Below are 19,301 nucleotides of genomic sequence, written 5' to 3'. Positions count from 1 at the left end.
TTTCTCCGCTGCCGGCCGGGGACAACGGGACAGCCCTTAGCCCGCGAGCGAGCGCTTCACGAGGGCGGCCACCCGGCCTCCCTCGGCGCGGCCGGCGACCTTCGGGTTCACGATCTTCATCACGGCGCCCATGGCACGCGGGCCCTCGGCTCCGGCGCCCTTGGCCTCCTCGACGGCCTGCGCGACGATCGTGGCCAGCTCCTCGTCGGTCAGCTGCTTGGGCAGATACGCGTCAAGGAGCACGCCCTCCGCCTTCTCCCGCTCGGCCTGCTCCGCGCGGCCGCCCTGGGCGAAGGCCTCCGCGGCCTCACGGCGCTTCTTCGCCTCCTTGGCGATCACTTTCTGCACCTCGTCGTCGGAGAGCTCGCGCGCGGACGTGCCCGAGACCTCCTCCTTGGTGATCGCGGAGAGGGTCAGCCGCAGCGTGGCGGAGCGGAGCTCGTCACGCGCCCTGATGGCCTCGGTGAGGTCTTCCTTCAGCTTGGACTTAAGGCTGGTCATAAGGGCAAGTGTGGCAGGTGCCGAGCCGTACCCGCCCACGGATTTCGCGCCCGTACGGCGTCTGCGACGATGGGCGCATGCGCGCACGCTACGGGGTCCCCCTGAAAATCACCGCAGGCATCGCGGCAGTCGGCGCGGCCGGCCTCGCCTACGCCGCGGGCATCGAAACCCGCTCGTTCCGATTGCGCCGGTTCTCGGTGCCCGTGCTGCCGCGCGGGATGCGTGACCTGCGGGTTCTCCAGGTCTCCGACATCCATATGGTGAGTGGACAGAGGAAGAAGCAGCGCTGGCTCCAGTCGCTGGCCGGGCTGCGCCCCGATTTCGTGGTCAACACCGGCGACAACCTCTCGGACCCGGAGGGCGTACCGGAGGTGCTTGACGCGCTGGGCCCGCTGATGGAGTTCCCGGGTGTCTATGTCTTCGGCTCGAACGACTACTACGGCCCGAAGCTCCGCAATCCGGCCCGCTATCTCTTCGAGAAGGCCCAGGGCCGCCACGGTCTGAACGGGAACGCCCCGGCCGTGCACGCGGTGCACAACCCGTGGGAGCCGATGCGCGACGCCTTCGACGCGGCGGGCTGGGTGGGCCTGACCAACACCCGGGGCCGGCTGAAGATCGACGGCCACGAGATCGCCTTCACGGGCGTCGACGACCCTCACATCAAGCGGGACAGGTACGAGCGGGTCGCGGGCGGCCCCGAGGCGGACGCCGACCTCTCGATCGGCGTGGTGCACGCCCCGTACCTGCGCTCCCTGGACTCCTTCACCGCCGACGGCTACCCGCTGATCCTGGCTGGCCACACGCACGGCGGCCAGCTCTGCATCCCCTTCTACGGAGCGCTGGTCACCAACTGCGACCTGGACACGGACCGCGTCAAGGGCCTCTCCACCCACCGCTCCGGCGGCCACACCGCCTACCTCCACGTCTCGGCGGGCTGCGGCACCAACCGCTACACCCCGGTCCGCTTCGCCTGCCCCCCGGAAGCCACGCTCCTGACCCTGACGCCCCGCCCCTGACCGACCGAGACGCGGCCCACTCCCGGCCCGTGGGGCCCCGAAACCGGATTTCGTCTCCGGCCAGCGGTGGGCTAAAGTAATCGATGTCGCCGCGACACGGGCGACATCGGGGTGTAGCGCAGCTTGGCAGCGCGCTTCGTTCGGGACGAAGAGGTCGTGGGTTCAAATCCCGCCACCCCGACAGCTGAAACACCAGATCAGGGGCCTGATCCGCGAGAGCGGATCAGGCCCCTGAGTGGTTTCTGGGACCGTCTTGGGAGCCGTTGGGGAACCGATCTCGGAATCCGGCTTCCGGCTGCGGGCGGCCGCTGGGCAGAACACCTGAGCTGAGTCGAATCCTGCCGCTACCGTCATCCCAAGCGATCATCGGGTTCTCTGGACTGCCAGTAGGCGGCATTGTCCCGCCCGTTCGTGACGATCTCCAGGCCCCGGATCTCACCGTTCGCGGGATTGGCCATGGCCTTTTTGTAGCACACGAGTTCCTTCTCGTCACCGCCGTACATGGCATCGACGACGGGGTCCCACGCGATCTCTCCCCTGTTGTTCAGCTTGACGGGCTTGGCCAGTGTGTCTTCGACGCGGTCGAGGGAGCGGTCGCTCCCGCCACCGGGAGCGTACTGATCGTGCCACGCCGTCTCGCCCACCACTTCGGGCAGTTCCTGGCCGAGCCCCAGATAGTTCTCCGGACAGTCCGCACCCGGGTCGCCCATACCCGACGTCAGATCAACCTGCTCACCGATGATGGACGCGACGACGCGGCTCTCCTGCACCATGAACTCGCGCGCGTTGCGCATCAGCCCCCTGCCGGACTCACCCAGCACGTACGAGCTGAATCCCATGTGATTGAGCGTGGTGGACGCCGCGGACTTGTACACCTTCGCGAAGTCGCGACCCGCGTCGTCGTCTCCCGCCATCCCCTTCTGTCGATCCAGCTCATGGGAGAGCGCGATCATGGTGTCGCGGGCACCTCGCATGACGTCAGTCGCCAGACCCATGGTGCTACGGATCATGCCCTCGGCTATCAACTTCAGATGAGGCGCCAGCCCATCACTCATGCCTATCCCCTCCCGTTCGCCGGCTTTGCGAGCTCGAACCCTCCCCGGCCACCCCGCCGTTCTATCTCACGGTCCAGTCGTGTGTGCGAGGGGTTCAAGACGTGGCTCAGAGCATTGGCTGAGTTTGCTGGGGTTCAGTGCGGACGTCGGCCGGGCGCGCCGGCGCCCCCGACAAGTCGAATCCGGGGTGCCTCGTGCCCCGCTTCCCGGCGATCTCCGTTCGGCGACGTCCTTGGGAGCCATCCGGGAGCCGATCCGCTCCCGAAAGTCCCTCGCCACCACGCCAGAACGATCGGAACCAACATCCTGACCAGCACAAACACCAGCAATGCTCGTAGTAATCTTGTCCGGGCCTCATTCGGGACGAAGGATTCCTGGGATCGCCCTCGGCTCTCGCAGGAGGACCTGGACCGCGCGTTCAAGGCCGCGCCGGCACGGGCGGATCAGCGCTGGGAGGAGATCTGGGGTGACCACTTCTGGGAGGACCTGGGCGAACGGGACTCCTAGCGGGCCGAGGACCACGCCGGTGCACAGCGGGAAGCGATCAAGGACCGGGCCAGCCGGGGAGGGGCCCACATCATGGAACTCATCGACTACATCGGTGACACGCTGTGGCACGCTGTGGCCCGACCTCGTGGCGGCGGTGGATGCCGGCGCCCGCGAGCGTGCGGTCCAGTGCTGGCAGCCGCGTGCGCTGTCGCACGGGAAGCCGAGCCTCCCTACAAGCTGTACGAGGTCAACCTGTCGGTCCAGTAAGGGTCGTCGTCGGCCTCGCTCGGTGCCATGGGCGAGCTTCTGGTCGGCTTCGAGACATGGTTGACGTCGCCGAGGACCGAGTGAAAGGCGCAGGTCTCGCCTGCCTCCACTTGCGTGCTGAAGCGTGGACGATCGGGGGGGCAGTGTCGTCACTTCCGCATACTCGGGGAGCATTTCGAGCTATGTCCCAACGACAGTCGAATGCTCCACGTAGCCTCGCAAGCATGGAGGCACCCTCACCGGACACACCGCCGGAACCCGGCCACGACGAGGCGCGCAGGCGGCTGGACGCGTACGCGTACCTCAGCGCGCCGGAGCGGCTGGAGCACATCGCGATCATGCGGGTCTTCTGTGGAACGCTCCTGGCTGACCTGGCTGTCCCGGAGGTCATGGCGAAGCTGCGTGAGTCCGGCGGACCAGGGGCGGGGCTCGACGCCGACACCCTCACGGCCCGGCTCGAACAGTTGGAGCGGTGGGGCAACCTGCTGCGCGGCAGCCACACCGTGAAAGCGTCCAGCATCACCGAGTACCAGCGTTCCCGTGCGCGCTATCAGCTGTCGAGGCTGGGCGAGCGGATCCAGCGGGACGCCGACGGGGTGCTGGCCGAGGCCGATGCCGCCCGCGAGGTGAGCAACGAACTGCTGGCCCTGGTCGAGCGCGGGCTCCGGGAGCTGGCCGAGCTGGTGTCCGAGCCGGGCGGCATCGCGCCGCAGGACGGGCTGGAGCGGGTCAGCACGTTGTTCGTGCAGTTCGCCGAGTTCGCGGACTCCATCCGGGACTTCTACGCCTACCTCGGCCAGGTGCTCGCCCGGTACGACCTGGACAGCGCCGAGTACCAGGGCTTCAAGGAACTGCTCCTGGACTACGTAGAGGCGATCACGGAGGACGTGGCCTTCCGCGCACCCCGGATCTCGGCGGCACTGGACACGCTGTGGCCGCACCTTCCGGCCCTGCTGGACCGGCTGGATGCCCACGCCCAGGGCCTCGCCGGGCTCTCCCCGCACGGCGAAGGCCGATCGGAGACCCGGGTGCAGCGCAGCCGGGGGCGCGAGCTCGCGGACTGGGAGGGGCTGCGCGGCTGGTTCAGCGACACCGACGGTCAGGGCAGCCAGGTCGATCAGCTGCGCGACGCCACCCTGCGGGCGCTCCAGTCGCTGCTGGCCAACGCCAAGCGGATACTGCGCTCGGCCACCGGGGAGATGTCGCGCCGCCGGGACCTGCTGCGGTTGGCCCGGTGGTTCGACGAAGCAGCGCCGCAGGACGCGCACGACATCGCCGTCGCCGCCTTCGGACTGTACGGGGCCCGCCATCTCGGTATCCCGCCTGCCACCGACGAAGTGGTGCCCGCCTACACCAGTTGGTGGACCGGTCCGATGGTCGAAGTCCCGGTCGCGCTGCGCGAGAGGGGCAGCCGCGCGCAGCGGGGCCGGACAGCGTCGGTGGAAGACCACTCCGCGCAGAAGGAGCGGCTACGGGAGTCCGCGCGTCAGCGGGCGGCGGCCAGGAAAGCGGCGGCGGACGAGCTGCGCAGCGCGTCGGGCCGTTTCGATGACGTACGGCTCACCTCAGCAGCGCTCAGCCTGCTCCTGGAGCTGCTGGCCACGGCGCTCGGGAACGCGCAGCTCAAGCGGCGCGCCGGTACGTACGGGGAAGTGACGACGACGGGGTTCGGCCTGGACGCGGCGTGGAGCGAGGACGCCGATCTGGGCATCCGACTCACCGTGCACCGTACGGCGGGCACTCGGACGCTCGTCCACTCGGCCGACGGGGACCTGCTCCTGGACGACCTGGAGCTGGTCATCGGCCGGACCTCCGCCACGGCCGACGGCGAGGCGGAGGTGAGCGCGTCATGACCCTCCCCTCAGCCCACGACGTGGCCCTGGCAGCCGAACGCCGCACCGCCGCCCGGCTGTTGCTCGCCCATCCGCTGGTCACATCGGACGGCCCGCACGCCGACCTCTTCCCGCTGGTCCGCAGGCACGCCGACTGGCTGGGCAAGCGGTTCCAGCAGGTGCTCGGCTATCGCCTCCTGGTCGACAGCTCCTACGCCCGGCTGTTCAAGGCCGGGCTGGGAGCACGGGCGGGACACCGGCTTCTCCGGTCCACCGGTACTCCCTTCACCCCGCACACGTACGCCTGCCTCGCGCTGGCTCTGTCGGTGCTGGTGACCGCACCCGAGCAGATGCTGCTGTCACAGCTGGTCGCCGATATCCGGGCCGCGGCGGCCGACGCGAACGTCGAACTGGAGGAGACGGGCCGGGCGGCCGGGAAACGGACCCTGGTCGCGGCTCTGCGCCAGCTGGTCGAGTGGGGCGTTCTCGTCGAGACGGAGGGCCAGGTGGCCGCCATCGCCCAGGAAGCCGGCGGGGAAGCTTTGATCACGGTGGATCGCGAGCTCGCCCGCGTCGTCGTCGCCGGACCGCTCGCCCAGTCCCGGGACGGCGCCGATCTGGTCCGGCGGGCAGCGGACCCGGGCTTCGGCGGACCTCGTACCTACGTGCGGCGGATGCTCGTTGAAACACCCGTCGTCCACCTCGACGAACTGACCGACGCCGAACGCGACTGGCTTCGCACCCGCCAGCGCCGGGAAGCCCAGGCGTTCCTCGAACTCCTCGGCCTGGAGACGGAGATCCGGGCCGAGGGAGTGGCGCTGGTCGACCCCGAGGAAGAGCTGACCGATCTCCACCTTCCCGGCACAGGGACCGTCGCCCAGGCCGCACTGCTGCTGGTGGAACGGCTCGTTGATCGGCTTCGTCCAGCCGATCCCGGACATCCGGCGACCGGCGGCGTCCTCGTCGTCGGAGTGGCCGTTCCGGACGGCCTGGTGGATGAGCTGCTGGCTGACCTGGTCGCCGAGTACGGGGGCCGCAGCAACTGGCAGCGCGGCTACCTGGAAGATCTCCACGCCCTGCGGGAAGCCGTGCTGGACCTGCTGTCCCGCATGCGGCTGCTGGCCCCTGCCGGTCCGCTGCGGGCCGAGGGAAACGGGCTACCGGAGGGGCGCGCCGAAGAGCTGCCGGAAGGACGCCAGGTGACCGACGTCGGCGGGGCCCGGCCCGGCGGCGAGGGCTGGGTGCTGCTCGCAGCGGCGGCCCGCTACGCCACCCGCGTCACCGTGCGTACGGCCGACTCGACCCGCAAAGATACCGACGCACAGCAGGAGCTGCCGCTATGACCGACGACGCGCGTGGCCTCATCCCGCCGCCACGTTCCGGCCCGCCGACGACAGCCGGTACCCGGTTCCGGCTGCACCGCGCGGGCATCCAGAACGTCTGGCAGTACGACGAGCAGGAGTTCGCCTTCGGTGACGGGCGACTGCTGCTGCGCGGCAAGAACGGCGCGGGGAAGTCCAAGGCCCTGGAAATGCTGCTCCCGTACCTGCTGGACGGCGACTCCCGGGCCCTGGACGCGACCGGCACCGGGCGGACGACGCTCGCCTGGCTGATGCTGGACGGGTTCGAGCAGACCAACCGCCTCGGCTACCTGTGGGTGGAGTTCCGGGGTACGAACGAGGGCGGCGACCACCACTATCTGACGCTCGGTGCCGCCGTCCGCGCCTCGAAGTCGACGCAGAAGGCGGTGCCGACCTTCTTCGTCACCCCGCTGCGGGTCGGTGAGGACCTGCACCTGGTCGAAGTGGGCAGGCCACTCCCCGTCGACCGGCTCAAGGAGATCGTCGGCTCCGACAACGCGACCGAGCGCGCGGTCGGCCACCGCGCTCGCGTGGCGCGGGATCTCTTCGGCATCACCGACGCGACGCGCTACCGCAACCTCACCCAGCTCCTCCACCGGCTGCGGCGCCCCACGGTCGGGGACCGCATCGAGCACGGTGGCCTGGCCGTCCTGCTGAGCGAGACCCTGCCGGGGCTCGACGAGGACGTGGTCGAGAAGGTGGCACGCAACCTCCACGACCTGGACGCCGTACGGGACGAACTCGGCCGCCTGGAACGTACCGACGCGGCGCTGCGCACGTTCCTCGCCGACTACCGCCGCTACCTCGCCGGGGTCCTGCGCACCTCGGCCCGGAACGTGAGCCGGGAACTGGACGCCCTCTCCCGACGACGCCGAACGGCCGGGGACGCCGCACAGCGAACGGGTGACCTGAAGAGGCGGGAGGAGGAGTCGGAAGCCGGGCTGGAGACTCTCCGCGAGGAGGAACAGACCGCCCGGACGGAGCTTGCCGCACTGCACGCCAGTCACGCCTACCGCAGCCTGCGCGAACTGTCGGAACGCCGCAGCACGGTGGAGGCCCTGCACACCACGGCCATGACCGCCTTCACCGCCCTGCGCAACGCGCACGAGGCGGAAGAGGGCGCGGCCGCACGACTGGCCGAGGGTGTCGAAGATCTGGGGAGCCGGCTCACCGAGCTGGGGACCGAACACCGCGAGCTGTTGTCCCAGGCCGAGAAGGCGAGGCTGCCCAGCGGGCATCTCGGCGACGCGGTGGCCCTGCCACGCACGGTTCGCTCCCAGGCGGCGCAGGCGGAGCTGACCAGCCCGGACGGGGAACCGCAGACAGTACGCCACCGGCCGGTGGTGCGCGTGGACACGGCCACGACAGAGGCCGGGCTGCGTTCCTGGCAGGGGCAACTGGAGGATGCCGAAGCTGTCGCACGGAACCGGACACGCATGGTCCAGGAGGTGGCCCGTCTCTCCTCTCAGGCCGACGAGGCTCGGGCCAGGGCAGCGCAGGCCGACACGGAACGGGAACGGCTGGAGGACGAGGCGGAGGAGGCCGTCGGCCGTCTCGAAGAGAGCCGCGAGGAGGTCGTCAAGGAGAGCCGTGGGTACGCCGACGAGGTCGCCGCGTGGGTGGAACGCACGCGAAACGCGACGGGGCCCGGCTGCCCGCCGCTGGATGTCGTCCTCGGCGAAGTCGCCAGTGAGACCTCCTCCGACCTGCCGTTCTCGGAGCGCACGCTGCCACCCGGCATCGACGCCCGCGCGCGGCAGACGGCTCATGCGGCCCTGGAGCCGTACGCCGATGACCTCACCCGGCACCGCGATGCGCTGGCGCTCGGCGTCGGCCGGCTCGGCGAAGAGATCGACCGCCTGTCGAAGGAGAAACAGGACTGGGAGCGGCGTACGGACCCCGAGCCTCCGGCCCCGTACCACCGCACCGCCGAAAGGAATCCGGCCGATGGAGCACCCTTCTACCGACTGGTGGACTTCGCGGAACACGTGACCTCCACTGACCGGGCCGGCCTGGAGGCGGCGCTGGAGGCGAGCGGAATCCTGGACGCCTGGGTCAGCGCGGACGGGGTCCTTCTTGACCCCCTCACCCGAGACACCCTTCTCCAGCCCGGCCCCGAGTTGCTGGGAGCACCGACTCTCGCCTCGGCCCTGCGCCCGGCCCCGCAGCCGGAGTGCGGCATCACGTCCGAGGAGGTCGAGCGCCTGCTGGCTGCCATCGCGCTCGTACCGGCCTCGGAGACCGCCGCCGCCGGCGCGGTCCACTTCGACGGAAGCTGGCGTCTGGGCACCCTCCGCGGCCGACACCACAAGAGCGTCACCGAGTACGTGGGGGCAGCCGTACGCGCCGAGACCCGGAGGCGCGCCCTCGCCGAGCTGGAGGACCGGCTCACGCACACGTTGCAACGGCTGACCGACGCCCGTACCGAACTGACCGCAGCCGACTCCAGGCGGCGGGCCCTCTCGCTCGCGGAACGGGACTTTCCCCGAGCCCGGCAGCTCTCCGACGCCTGGGGCAGGACCGACTCGGACGAGAAGACGCTGCGGGACCTCACAGCCAAGGCGACCCGTGCGGCACGGCTGGCCGAGGAGGCCCGCGCTCTCGCCGTGTCGGCGCGCACCACAGCGGATGCCACCGCGACCGCCCACGACCTGCCCACCGACGCCACCTCCCTGGACCGGGTACGAACGGCACTGGCGGCCCTGCTCAGCGGTATCGGTCACCTGCGCAGAGCGGTCGGCGGCACATTCGGGCGGCTCGGCGGAAGCCAGGCGGACGACGGGCGGTACGAGCGTGCCCGGGAGGGGCGCCTGGAGGCGGAAGGAAACTACCGGCTCCGCCTCCACCAACTGCGCACCGCGCAACAGGATCTGCGGACCCGCGAGGCGGCCGTCGGATCGTCCGAGGAGGAGATCCTCACCCGCGAACAGAACGCCATGCAACGCATCGCGAACGCCGCCGGCGCCATCCCGGCGGCAGAGCGCACCCAGGGCGAACTCCGCGATCAGCGCGTGCGTGCGGAAGAGGAGGAGAAGCGCCTGCGCGAGGAGCTGGCGGACCAGGAGACGACGGTCATCGACACCGGCCGCGCACTCCGCGAGGCTCTCGACCGTCCGGAAGTCGTCAACGGTGCGGGGCTGGAGCGGTCCTCCCTGCCCCACCACGTCTCGGACAACCCCGGTTCGGACGTCCGCGACCGCCTGCGCGCGCTGCGCTCACTGGCCGACGCGGTGGAGCAGGCCCTCGGCCGTTCGAAGGGAGAGGTGTCGGACAGCACCCTGCTCAACCGGCACACGGAGCTGCGCGACCAACTGGCAGGCGGATACGACGCACAGCTTGAGGAACGCGACGGCATCAAGGTGTGCCGCCTGCTCGACGACCACGGTTCCCACGATGTCGCGGTCGTGGGCGAGCGGATCGCCGTCCAGACCGCAGAGGACCGAGGTCGGCTCACCGAGCGCGAACGCGAGGTGTTCCAGCGGTTCCTGACCGGCGAGCTCGGCGATCATCTCTCCGCGCAGGTCATCACCGCGGCCAATCTGGTGGCGGCTCTCAACGACACCCTGAAGACCGTACGGACCTCGCACGGTCTCGGCGTGGAACTGCTGTGGAAGCTCGACGAGGACGTGGACGCGGACGTGCGGGCAGCCGTCGAGCTGCTGCGCAGCCCGTCGAGCCTCCGGACGCGCGAGCAGACCGAGCAGCTCCGCGAGGTACTGCAACGCCGTATCGAGGACGCCCGCCGTGCCGATCCCTCGGCCGGCTACACGGCCCATCTGCGGACCGCGCTGGACTACCGCGCGTGGTTCCGTTTCCACACCTTCGTGGTCGAGGACGCGGCACCGGGGCGCAGGAGGAAACTGACCGGCCGCACTGGCTTGAGCCAGGGAGAGCAGCGCGTACTCTCGTACCTCGTGCTCTTCGCAGCCGCCGCGGCGCACTTCACCAGCCTCGCGGAGTCGGCCCCGCACGCACCGCGGCTGATCCTCCTGGACGACGCCTTCGCCAAGGTCGACGAACCCACCCACGGGCGGCTGGGCCGCATCCTCGTCGACCTCGATCTCGACTTCGTCCTCACGAGCGAGCGGCTGATGGGCAACTGGGCCGAGGTCCCGTCCCTCCACATCTACGAGTGCCTCCGCGACCCCCACGTCCGCGGGGTGGCCACGTTGCACTACACCTGGAACGGTCGGCACCGGCGACTGACTTCGGTATGAGCGGGCTCCCGGCCGCCACCCGCGACTGGCTGGCAGAACCAGGTCTCGCCCGGCTCTGGGGTGCGGTACGCAAACGTCTGGAAGGCAACGGCGTGCGGTCCACCGGTTCCCTCCGGTTGACCGCCGTGAGTGCGCAGGAACGGAACGACCTGTCGCTCCTGCTGGGCAAACCCCTCACAGGTACGGCCGTGACCGTGCGGCTCGACGCGCTCGACGCACGCCTGCGCGCCTCGGCCGCAGGACTCGGGCTCAGGGAAGTACTGGAGGAACTCGGGCCACCGCTCACCGACCGCCGGGCGGCCCGCGAGGACAATGCGGCACAGCGCCGGCACGTGTGGTCGTCGCTCACCTCGTCTCTCGACGCCTCTCCGCTCGCCGGGCAGGAGTGGACCCGGCAGTGGTCCGACGTGCTGCGCCGCACCGGTGTTCCGAAAGGGGTGAAACCCGAAGCGGCAGTGCGGACGCTTCAGCAGGCGGTCCAGGTCCTCACCGTGCTGCTCGACTCGAAACGCACCGGCACACGAGGCCGAGGAGAGCTCGCCGCGACGGCGACCGGCTCGGCACACGGTCTGGACGACGGCACCTGGCTCGCCCGCCTCGTTCAACGCGGCGTCGCCCTGGCCCACGACGCTGACCTCCCCGGCAACGCGGCAGGCCGACGCGCGTTGTGGCGGCTGGTGTCCGTCACACCGGACGAGGTCTCCAGCACGGTGCTGACCTACGGTCTCCGGCCCACCGGCGAGGGCTGGCGAGAGCGATCGCTGCGAGAGCGCGCCGCCCATAACGCCGAGACTCACCTGACACCGCGCGATCTGCTCGACCTCCGGCTCCAACTGCCCGCTGGAACCGTCATCCACATCTGCGAGAACCCGCGCGTAGTGGAAGCCGCAGCCGACACGGCCTGCGCCAAGCCCCTGGTCTGCACCTCCGGCAGCGCCGCCACGGTGGTCCTCACACTCCTCGACGCCCTCGCCGCCACCGGCTGCCGCTTCGCCTACCACGGCGATTTCGACTGGCCGGGCGTCGCTCTGGCCAACCGGATCATCCGCCGCTACGAAGCCCTACCGTGGCGCATGGGCGCCGAGGACTACGAACGCCTCGCCGCTGTCAGCCAGGCGGAGGGTGTCCCTCAACTACCACTCGACGGCCGCCCGGTCGACGCGGACTGGGACCCCGGCCTCGCCCCTGCCATGACCGCCCTCGGCGTCGCGCTCCATGAGGAGGCGACTCTTGACCTTCTGGTGGAGGACCTGTCTGGCCCCACGCGGTAAAGCGAGGGCGAACGGTCTGGCCCAGACGGGACCGGCCCAGGTTTCTGGGAGCCGTTTGGGAGCCGAGGGCGGGAGGTGGCTCCCGGCAGATCCCATTCCTCGCTGCCGCGTCGGCACGCTACTCGGGGGTTCCTCCGTCCTGCCCCCACAACAGGAGCACGAAAAGTGTCGCGACGACGGCCCCCACAGTGACGGGCGTCGCCAGTCCCCGAGACGGTTCTCTTGGTCGAAAACCCATCTACCGGGGGCTTCACTTGTCTGTCAGGCCAACTGCCCTGCCTGCCAGGCAGGTCGGAAAAGGCTCACTGTGCGATCACCAATGGGCCGCCACAGTCGATGGGGGATGTGCATCACACGCCGGAGCCCCGGTCGGATTCCCACTGACCGGGGCTCCGCCTGGATCAGTCGGAGCGTTCTTCCTCGGCCTCGTCGCTCTTGCGTGGTGGCGTCATCCCGGGCCGGCGGGCCGGGTCGGCCTCGCTCACCGGAGGGCGTCGAGCAGCAGGCTCGCGGCCACCGTCGCTCCGTCGGTGCGGATCTTGGTGCCCAGAGCCTTTGCCCGCGCCCGGGTCTCGGGTGCCAGAGCCGTCTTCAACGCGACGCTCAGGGACTCGATGGTCGGAGTCGGACCATCGAGTGCCGCGCCGATTTCCAGGTCTGCCACCCGGCCGGCCCAGTAGGGGTTGTCCGCCAGTTGGAGAGCTACCACCACTTGCGGCGCGCCCGCCCGGGCGGCCGTCACCGTCGTGCCCGCGCCGCCGTGGTGTACCACGGCGGCCACCCTGCCGAACAGACGCTGTTGGTTGACCTCGCCGATGGCGAAGCAGTCGTCTCGGTCGTCGACCAGGTCCAGGTCCGCCCAGCCGCGGGAGACGAGTGCGCGGTGACCTTGTGCGCGGATCGCCTCGATGGCCCTGCGGGCGATGTCCGGCGACGGGTGCATGCTGCCGAAGCCCACGTAGACCGGCGGCGCGCCCGCGTCCAGGAACGTCACCAATTCGGCCGGGAGCGGGCGTTCGTCCGCCAGGGTCCACGCACCCGTCTGTATCACGTCGAGGCCCGGGGTCTCCCGCCACGGTCCCAAGGCCGGGTCCGCCGCCAGCCACGGCTGGTCGGTGAAGACGTGGTCGCGGACGTTGTCCACCGGTGGCAGACCGATCGATGCCCGGTGGCCGTTGAGCGTCTCCCTGAATTGCGCGTTCACGTTGTGGGCGTCCAGCTCCCACAGCGTCCGGTTGTCGTTCACCTCCGGCTCCGGCCAGCCCGGCCGCGGTGGCGGCGCGTGGTGCGGCGACGGCAGGTTGATCGCCGAATAGCTCGCGTACACGTAGCGGATGCCCGCAGCCTCGGCCACAGACCGCGCGGCAATCTGCGCCAGGCCGGCCGCCACCAGCGCGTCACATCCGTCGGCCGCCGTAGGGAAGATGTCGAATTGTGCGTCAACCAACTCGGTCCGGTACCGGGACAGATCCGCCGCCGACGGCAGAGACGTCCCGCGCATCAACGCCCGCACCGGTGGCCCGACCGGCACCAGTTGTACGCCGATACCCGCCAGCCGCTCCGCGAACTCCTCGTCCGGCGGGGCGCACATCCGCACCTCCACGCCGAGCGCCCGTAGCCGCACCGCGAGTGCCACCAGCGGTTCGACGTCGCCACGCGTCCCGTATGTAGACAACAGCACCCGCATTCAGCGTCCTCTTTCGTTCTGTCTTCCCATACGTTTCGGCCCGTGCCCGCCCAGGCTTCGAGCGGTCCTCGTTGACGGCGACGCGTCGGCCGTAGCGGGTGTGCGGCAGCAGTGTACGTCGCGTGGTATTGACGCGGTGGTAGTCGCGGAATACCAAGGTGCCGGGGCCCGTACACCCCTTGCCCTCGCCCAGGCAGATGGGCAAGTGAACGCCGTAGTAACGGAGTTGGAAGCAGTCGACACCGGACAGGTGCCGGTCCTGGAACGCCGTGTGGTGGTCGGTCCACTGCCTGGTGAGCCGGGTGACGGTGGCCGTCGACAGGACCGCCGAGCTGCCCGGGAACTGTCGCGACGTAGCGAAGTCGCCGGTGGACAGGCTATGTACGCGTCCGGTGGCGGCCGTTGCAGACCGGGCGGCGGCCGGTCTCGTCCCTCTCATGCTCATGGGCCAACTCGGCTATTTCGATATCGACTTCTGCCTCCGTGGGCAGCGGCGAGCATCCGCCGGGTTCCCTCGCTGACGATCTCGTCGATCAACGCTCCCTCTCGCGGGAGCCGTCCTCGGTGACTACGGTGAGCGCCAGCGTGCCTTTCAGGCCGACGGTGCGGCGTCTGCCTTGGGCCGCCCGTACCCGGCGAGGCGCGCAAGGTTCCCGATCGTCAACACAACCTGAGAGCCACTGAATGCATAGTTCGTCTGTGCCCATCCCTGATGTTTCGATCATCCTGCCCTGCGCCGGATTCGGAACGCGCTTCGGGGCGCCCTACTCGAAGGAGCTGCACTGTCTGGCTCCTGGGGTCACTGTGCTGGACCGCAGCCTGGAGGCCGTTGTTGAACTGGCCAAAAGCGGACTCAACGTGCGCCTGGTCGTCGTATTTGGGACACACAAGCTGGACACGGTGAGTTATCTCGCGCGCTACGCCGAGACCTTTCAAATGGTCTTCGTCTACCAAGACGAGTCGTTTGAACCGGGGCTCGACGGGGCGATCCGGTCTGCCCTGCCGATGACGCAAGGGCCGGTGGCCCTTGTCCTGCCCGACATCGTTGTCACCGGTGCGGGCAGTGCCGGCAGTCTTCTCGCCGCATTGCGACAAATAGGGGTGGCGGGTTGGAGCGTAGTGGCCGCCGAAGAGCGGGATCCCGACACGCTGCAGCAGATGGGCGCACTGGCCCTGGTCGAGGAGGGCGGCGTCGTGACAGTCGGGGCGGCCGCCGACAAGCCGGCGGATCCTTCGGGCTTCAACGCGTTCTGGGGCATGGTGGCAGTCACCGAGGAGGAGGCACACCGGTTACCTGACGTGGTGAGCAAAGGGGCGGACAGCCCACTGGCCGGTGCGGTCGCTCTCATGGTGGAGCGAATCGTCAACTACAACACCGCCGCGGGCTGACTCCTCGGGTAGCCGAAACCGCCTGTCTGACCAGGAGCTTTCGTGTGCTTGTCCGCCCCTCCGGCGTCGATGTGTCCACCGCGACCCTGCGCTGCCTGTCCGCCTGCCTGCGGCCCCGTCGCCGCGAACGCGGCATCCGATGGCGCCGACTGCCCGCCGCACGGCAGGCACTGCTCGCCCTCGCACACCTACGCTCCGGCGGCCTCATCTGCTGGAGACGCCTCAAGAAACACCGGTCATGATCGTGTTACGAGCTCGAAGGGGAGGAGAAGAGGGAGGGAACGTGTGGCTGACGGCGCACTGTTCTTTCGTGCTGCCCCAGCCCTACGTGGTTCGGTATGCCCGGAGAAAGGTCCGCACTCCCTCGACGACGAGTGGCCGGACGCGGGTGTCCTCCGCGGCATTCGCGGAACCGAGCCTGTCCAGCGCGACGCCGAAGGTCAGCGCGATGAACTGGTCGGCCGCGAGTCGGGGGTCGGGGACGTCTAGCAGTCCGGCCGCGGCGAAGGCGGCGAACCGCTCGGCAAGTGCCTCGTCGGGGGTGTCGGCCATGGAGTTGTAGCCCCGGTGCGGCAGGTGGCCGGATTCCGACCGGACCAGTCGTTGCAGCGTTGCGTACTCCGCCGAGTCGAGCATGTCGGTCGCGATGCGCATCGAGAACGTGACCAGGGCGTCCTCAAGACCGGCGACCTCGGTGAGGTCGGTGAGGGTGTCGTCGAGGGTGCGCCGGATCGTGGTGATCAGTGACTGGCCGACGGCGTCGACGACTGCTCGCAGCAGCGTCTGCTTGTCCCCGAAGTAGTCGTAGACCGTCCGCTTCGACACCTCGGCCCGAGCGGCGACCGCGTCGACGCTGGTCCGGTCGAAGCCGTCGGCGAGGAACAGTTCCCGGGCCGCCGAGAGGATGGCGGCCCGCTTCCGCGTGGACCCTTCGCGCAGTGTCTTCGTGGTCGGCATGGGCACATCTTAGCCGTTCTACACTGCACGGTGTAGTGTAATATCGCCTTGGCGCGGGCCGCACTCGTACACCCGCTCCGCCCGGCGGAGCCGTGCATGCGCCACCTCGGGTACCGCTTCCCCGGGTTCACCCCGCCGGACGACCTCGGACCAGTCCGCCTGTCCGCCTGTCCGCCTGTCCGCCAAGCACCATGCACACCGCGCCCCGCGTGAATGGCCGCTGTGTCCGCGCCGGGCCCGGCAAGGCGGCAGCGCCACGCGTACGGCCGACCCCTTACTCGCCCGGCAATGACGGAAAGGATGTCCATGACCGCAACGCCGGCTTCCCCGGTCCGCATCGGGAAGGCCGCTGTCGGGGCCCTCGGCATGCTGGCAGTCGCCACCGGTGCCTTGGAGTCGGTGGTCACGCCGACGCTCCCGCTCCTGCAACGCGAGCTGGATATGAGTCCCGCCGAAGGGGCGTTACTCAGCATCATGCTCCTCATCACCGGCGCGCTCGTCACACCGGTCGCAGGCAAGTTCGGCGACCGCTACGGCGGAAAACGGGTCCTGATCCGGCTGATGGTGGTGGTCTCGGCCGGTGGTCTGGTGTCCTCCCTGGCGCCGAACCTGCCGGTGCTGCTGCTCGGTCAGGTACTGCAGGGGGCGATGGTGGGCGCGCTGCCCCTGTCGTTCGTCCTGGTGCGCGAACACCTCCCCGCGGGAGAGTCGAAGGTGGCCATCGGGGTGGTCAGCGGGTTGTTCGTGGGGGGCGGGATGGCGGGAACGCTGTCGGCCGGGCCCGTGGCGGAAGGGCTGTCCCGACACTGGATGTTCGCGCTGCCGACGATCGCGGTCATCGGGGCCACCATGCTTGTGAACAGGCTGATGCCGCATGATCCGCCGGGCCGGTCGGACGACGCCAGGGTCGACTGGCCCGGCCTGGTTCTCCTGAGCGGGACGCTGGGCACGCTCATGCTCGTGCTCGCGCTGGCGCCCGACATCGGCTCGCAGCCACTCGTGCTCGGCGCCCTCATCGTGGTTCTGGCCGCCTTCGTGACCGGATGGATAGCCGTTGAGCGTCGTGCGGCCTCGCCGATGGTCGATCTGCACATGCTGGCACGGCCTGCGGTGTGGAAGTCGTGTGTGCTGACGTTCGTGATGTGCGTCGGTACCTCGGTGGCGGTCTATCTCGTCCCGCAACTGTTCGCGGTGTCCGCCGGCGAGTACGGTTTCGGGGCCGGCGCCACCGAGATCGGCTTCTTCCTGCTGCCCGGCGCCGTGGCCGCGTCGCTGGCCGGGCCGATCAGTGGGATCGGGGCGCGGCGTTTCGGCTCGCGTGCCGTGGTCACCGCCGGAATCGTCATCATGGCCGCCGCCCTGATCGCCCTGGCAGCCGTGCACACCGAGGTCTGGCACCTCGTCATCGGCAAGATGATGATCGCGCTTGCCAACGGCCTGTGCGTTACCGCGATGGTGACCAGCACCGCCACATCCGTCGATCAAAGTGACACCGGCATCGCCACCAGCCTGGTCCTGGTGACTCGCGTGATCGGCTACGCCGTGGGTGTGCAGGTCAGTGGTGCGATCCTCACCGCCGGGACCCCTTCCGGGTCGGATGTCCCGGCCGAATCCGCCTTCGTCACCGGCTTCGTCATAGCCGGCGCCGTCACGGCGCTGTGCCTGTTTGTCGCCCGCACCATGAGCAAAGGAGTCAAGGAATGACCCGCACTGATCGGTTGAGGGATATCCGTACCACGCCGAGGCGCAAGGTCCTGATATCCGGGGCCGGCGTCGCGGGGGCCGCCCTCGCGTTCTGGCTGAACCGCTACGGATTCGCGGTCACGTTAGTCGAGAAGGCGGGCACACTTCGTAGCGGTGGTTACCCCATCGACGTGCGCGGCACCGCACTCGAGGTCGTCCGGAGGATGGGACTCCTGCCGCGACTGCGGGACGCGCACATCGACCTGCGCCGGCTGACCTTCCTCGACGGGGACGGCGGCGAGGTGGCCTCGGTCAACCCGCACACCGTCACCGGCGGTGTCGCGGGACAGGACCTGGAGGTGCGGCGCGGGGATCTGACCGGCGCTCTCTACACGGCGATCCGTGACGACGTGGGGTTCTTGTTCAACGACTCCATCGATACCCTCGACCAGTCCGGCCACGGGGTCGACGTCACCTTCCGCGGGGGCAGCAGGCGTACGTTCGACATGGTGTTCGGTGCGGACGGTCTGCACTCACGTACCCGCGAGTTCCTGTTCGGCCCCGAAGAACAGTTCCACCGGTACCTCGGCTACTGCTTCGCCGGGTTCACCATGCGCAACACCTTCGGGCTCTTCCGCGAGACCATGATGTGGAACACCCCGGGCAGGGCGGCGGCACTCTACGCCGTGGGGGACAACGACGAAGTGCACGCCCTCCTGAACTTCGCCCACCCGGAACCGCCGTTCGACGCGTTCCGGAACCCGGACGCCCAACGGGACCTGGTCGCCGCGGTCTTCGCCGACGCGGGATGGGAGGTCCCGGGCATGCTTGCCGCCATGCGGGACGCGGATGACCTGTTCTTCGACGCGGTCAGCCAGATCCGTATGCCCCGCTGGTCCAGCGGCAGGGTCGCGCTGGTGGGCGACGCCGCGTACGCGCCCTCGTTCCTCACCGGACAGGGCTCCAGCCTCGCGCTCGTCGGCGCGTACATGCTCGCCGGTTCCCTGGCCGACCGGGACCACGCCGCGGGCTTCGCTGCCTACGAACACACCACCCGTCAGTTTGTGACCGTGAACCAGGAGCAGGTCGGCGAGGGCGATGCCACACTCTTCCCGACCACCGCTCGGGCCCTGGAGCAGCGCAACGACATGTTGCGCAATCTCAGCGCCATGCCCTCCGCGGAGGGACGACCGGCCCATTCGGCCCTCACCCTGCCCGAATTCATGCCCATGGCATGAGCCCGATGACGCGCGCCGATGACGGGCGTCACCGGCGGGCGGGGCCGGCGGGCGGGGCCGACGGGCGGGGCCGGCGGTCCGGACCTGGCGCTGGTGACGGTGGGTGCGCTGATCTGAGGAGCGCTACTGCTCCAGGCCGACCAACGGAACACTCTGGCCCCACAGTTCAGCGGCGATGGGACGGGTCCCGTGTCCGAATGGGAGGGGTACGTGCCGGAGTGGCCGACCGCCGAGGAGTTCGAGAACGCGTGGGCCCGTGCGCGGCGGCACCTCGCGGCGAGGGAACTCTGAGGCGTCCGCCCCTACCGGCCCAGCCCACGTCAGCCCACGTCAGCCCT

Annotated in this window: 12 protein-coding genes, 1 tRNA gene and 1 pseudogene; 10 read left to right on the top strand and 4 right to left on the bottom strand. The window is 69.7% G+C overall.

Going from position 1 to position 19,301, the window contains the following annotated elements; genetic code table 11:
- Positions 1-36: 36 nt before the first annotated feature.
- Positions 37-501 (bottom strand): GatB/YqeY domain-containing protein, encoded by a 465-nt coding sequence (locus ACIRQP_RS03205; RefSeq protein ID WP_030353246.1) that lies wholly within the window; start codon positions 499-501, stop codon positions 37-39.
- 77 nt (positions 502-578) lie between these two features.
- On the opposite strand from ACIRQP_RS03205, the gene ACIRQP_RS03200 reads away from it, so the two are divergent.
- On the top strand, positions 579-1,517 hold the full coding sequence (locus ACIRQP_RS03200; protein ID WP_403882554.1) for a metallophosphoesterase: 939 nt from the start codon (positions 579-581) through the stop codon (positions 1,515-1,517).
- A gap of 107 nt (positions 1,518-1,624) precedes the next feature.
- Positions 1,625-1,698, top strand: a tRNA-Pro gene (locus ACIRQP_RS03195).
- Between the two features lie 169 nt (positions 1,699-1,867).
- Here the strand turns inward: ACIRQP_RS03195 and ACIRQP_RS03190 are convergent.
- Complete coding sequence (locus tag ACIRQP_RS03190) at positions 1,868-2,572, bottom strand: restriction endonuclease fold toxin-2 domain-containing protein (protein WP_403882551.1); 705 nt, start codon at positions 2,570-2,572, stop codon at positions 1,868-1,870.
- A 980-nt stretch (positions 2,573-3,552) separates the two neighbouring features.
- On the opposite strand from ACIRQP_RS03190, the gene ACIRQP_RS03185 reads away from it, so the two are divergent.
- From ACIRQP_RS03185 to ACIRQP_RS03170, 4 genes are read left to right on the top strand one after another with little or no spacing between them, the layout of a single operon-like run.
- Entirely contained in the window at positions 3,553-5,181 is a 1,629-nt protein-coding gene (locus ACIRQP_RS03185; protein WP_403882548.1) for a TIGR02677 family protein, read from the top strand.
- Entirely contained in the window at positions 5,178-6,503 is a 1,326-nt protein-coding gene (locus tag ACIRQP_RS03180) for a TIGR02678 family protein (protein ID WP_403882545.1), read from the top strand. The genes ACIRQP_RS03185 and ACIRQP_RS03180 overlap by 4 nt, the downstream gene beginning before the upstream one ends.
- Complete coding sequence (locus tag ACIRQP_RS03175) at positions 6,500-10,738, top strand: TIGR02680 family protein (protein ID WP_403882542.1); 4,239 nt, start codon at positions 6,500-6,502, stop codon at positions 10,736-10,738. Before ACIRQP_RS03180 ends, ACIRQP_RS03175 begins: the two co-directional genes overlap by 4 nt.
- Positions 10,735-12,009, top strand: a complete 1,275-nt coding sequence (locus ACIRQP_RS03170; RefSeq protein WP_403882540.1) for a TIGR02679 family protein — start codon at positions 10,735-10,737, stop codon at positions 12,007-12,009. The genes ACIRQP_RS03175 and ACIRQP_RS03170 overlap by 4 nt, the downstream gene beginning before the upstream one ends.
- Positions 12,010-12,490: 481 nt before the next feature.
- Here ACIRQP_RS03170 and ACIRQP_RS03165 read toward each other — a convergent pair whose 3' ends face one another.
- The gene (locus ACIRQP_RS03165; protein ID WP_403882537.1) at positions 12,491-13,696 is read right to left on the bottom strand and encodes a glycosyltransferase; all 1,206 of its coding nucleotides are present in this window, start codon (positions 13,694-13,696) and stop codon (positions 12,491-12,493) included.
- A gap of 699 nt (positions 13,697-14,395) precedes the next feature.
- On the opposite strand from ACIRQP_RS03165, the gene ACIRQP_RS03160 reads away from it, so the two are divergent.
- Both ACIRQP_RS03160 and ACIRQP_RS03155 read left to right on the top strand, forming a co-directional pair.
- Positions 14,396-15,085, top strand: coding sequence for a hypothetical protein (locus tag ACIRQP_RS03160; RefSeq protein ID WP_403882534.1), 690 nt, complete (start codon positions 14,396-14,398; stop codon positions 15,083-15,085).
- A gap of 44 nt (positions 15,086-15,129) precedes the next feature.
- A pseudogene (locus tag ACIRQP_RS03155) lies at positions 15,130-15,285 on the top strand (IS5/IS1182 family transposase); the annotation flags it as partial.
- A gap of 124 nt (positions 15,286-15,409) precedes the next feature.
- Here ACIRQP_RS03155 and ACIRQP_RS03150 read toward each other — a convergent pair.
- Complete coding sequence (locus tag ACIRQP_RS03150; protein ID WP_403882531.1) at positions 15,410-16,042, bottom strand: TetR/AcrR family transcriptional regulator; 633 nt, start codon at positions 16,040-16,042, stop codon at positions 15,410-15,412.
- Between the two features lie 306 nt (positions 16,043-16,348).
- Here ACIRQP_RS03150 and ACIRQP_RS03145 point away from each other — a divergent pair, with 306 nt between their 5' ends.
- Together ACIRQP_RS03145 and ACIRQP_RS03140 are read left to right on the top strand one after the other, a co-directional pair.
- Positions 16,349-17,746 (top strand): MFS transporter, encoded by a 1,398-nt coding sequence (locus tag ACIRQP_RS03145; protein ID WP_403883277.1) that lies wholly within the window; start codon positions 16,349-16,351, stop codon positions 17,744-17,746.
- Positions 17,743-18,963, top strand: coding sequence for an FAD-dependent monooxygenase (locus ACIRQP_RS03140; RefSeq protein WP_403882528.1), 1,221 nt, complete (start codon positions 17,743-17,745; stop codon positions 18,961-18,963). Before ACIRQP_RS03145 ends, ACIRQP_RS03140 begins: the two co-directional genes overlap by 4 nt.
- The last annotated feature ends 338 nt before the right edge of the window (positions 18,964-19,301 follow it).

The sequence above is a fragment of the Streptomyces sp. NPDC102274 genome, from assembly GCF_044766385.1.
Classification (GTDB): Bacteria; Actinomycetota; Actinomycetes; order Streptomycetales; family Streptomycetaceae; genus Streptomyces.
Note: the sequence above shows the minus strand (reverse complement) of the source record. Positions and strands in the feature narration are given on the sequence as shown.